General features: G+C 68.3%; 1 protein-coding gene. It reads left to right on the top strand.

Features of this window, described 5'->3' with window-relative positions; translation table 11 throughout:
- Nucleotides 1-19 precede the first annotated feature (19 nt).
- The coding region (locus AB0M20_RS40755) for an EAL domain-containing protein (RefSeq protein ID WP_364306578.1) at nt 20-1,934 on the top strand (1,915 nt) is incomplete at its 3' end.

Raw genomic sequence — 1,934 nt, 5'->3', positions numbered from 1 at the left:
CAGCGCCGGGGCGGCGCTGGTGTCCGCCACCGCACTCGACGAGATCGAAGCCATTCTGCGCACCGCGATCACTCAACTGCTGCCGGCCGGCACGCCGCACCGCTTCCTGGTCGTCCTCCACGACGGCCTGAATCGCGGCGACGGCATCCTGCTCCGTCCCGTCCGCGATCTGTCGGCCGACATCCGCGATCGGCTCGACGGATTCCCCCTCGCGCTGGTGTGTCCCTTGACGGTGGGCACAGGCGACAGCTGGCCCGACGACCCGAACAGCGGCGCGCTGGTGGTGGCCGCTCCCGAGGCAGCTCTGGTGAATGTGCAGGGCTTCGTCGAGGTGCTCGCCGGTCAGGCCGCCTTGGCGCGGGAACGCATCCGGCTCGTGCTCGAGATCAACCACCGGGCCAGCGAGGAATACTTCCGCACCCTCGTACAGAACTCCGCCGACATCATCCTGATCGTCGATGACGAGCGCACCATCCGCTATGCCAGCCCGTCCGTGACGCAGACGCTCGGCTCCGACGATCTGACCGGAGTGAGCCTGCTCAGCCTGCTCGACCGTGAAACCGCGGCACGGGCGGCGGAAGTCATCGACATGCTCCAAGCCGGTGAGAGCCACACCGATGGCGCGGACTGGCAACTGCACACGACCGATGGCAAGCCGCTACGGGTCTCGGCCTCGGTGCGCGATCTGCGTGACGATTCGACCGTACGCGGATTGGTGGTGACCTTCACCGACGTCACCGACCGGCGGCAGCTGGAACAGGAGCTCACCCATCAGGCGTTCCACGACAGCCTCACCGGCCTGGCCAATCGCGTGCTGTTCGCCGACCGGCTCCAGCAGGCGGTGACCCGCGCCGGCCGGACCGGCGCGCTGCTCGGCGTGCTCGTCATCAACCTGGACGACTTCAAGACGGTCAACGACACGGCCGGCCACCAGACAGGTGACCGGCTCCTGGCCATGGCCGCGCAACGGCTGCAACCGGTCCTGCGCACGACGGACACCGTGGCCCGCCTCGGCGGCGACGAGTTCGCCGTGCTCGCCGAGGATCTGAGCTCACCCGCCGAGCTGACCGCCATGGTCACCCGCATCGTCGGCGCCTTCGCCGAGCCGTTCGATCTCACCGACCGGACCCTCACCATCTCGGCGGGAATCGGCGTGGCATCGACCGTGCACGCGAGCTCGGCGGCCGAGTTGCTGCGGCAAGCCGATCTGGCTCTGCACATCGCGAAACGCGCCGGCAAGGCCCAATGGCGGCGGTACCAGCCTGCGCTGCACACTCCGATGCTCGAGCAGCAACAACTACGGGCCGACTTCGAACAGGCCATCGTCGACAAGGCGTTCGCCGTGTACTTCCAGCCGATCGTCGACCTCGGCAGCGGCGTCACCGTCGGCATGGAGGCCCTGGTCCGCTGGCAGCATCCTGAGCGCGGGATCGTTCCGCCGGACCAGTTCATCCCGCTGGCCGAGGAGACCGGCCTGATCGTCCCGCTCGGACTGCTGGTGCTCGAGGAAGCCCTGCAGGCCGCAGCGAGGTGGCGGCTGTCAGGCCGGGAGACGGCGCCGTACGTGAGCGTCAACGTCTCGGCCCGTCAGTTCCGCACCGTCGGGTTCGTTGACGATGTGACCAGCCGGCTGGCCGCCGCCGAGCTACCGGCGACCAGCCTGCTCATCGAAATCACCGAGAGCATGCTGCTGCGCGACGACGAACAGGCCTGGGTTCACCTTGCCACCCTGCGCGAGCACGGCATCCGGGTAGCGATCGACGATTTCGGAACCGGCTACTCGTCCCTCAGTTACCTGCGCCAGGTACCCGTCGACGTGGTGAAGATCGACAAGTCCTTCATCGACGGCCTGGGCGACAACGGCACGCAGCGGGCCCTCACGGAGGGCATTCTGCGGCTGGCCCAGAGCCTCGAGCTGGACGTCGTCGCCGAAG

Source organism: Actinoplanes sp. NPDC051633, assembly GCF_040681735.1.
Classification (GTDB): domain Bacteria; phylum Actinomycetota; class Actinomycetes; order Mycobacteriales; family Micromonosporaceae; genus Actinoplanes.
The sequence above is the reverse complement of the archived record's forward strand: the minus strand, read 5'-3'. Positions and strand labels throughout refer to the sequence as shown.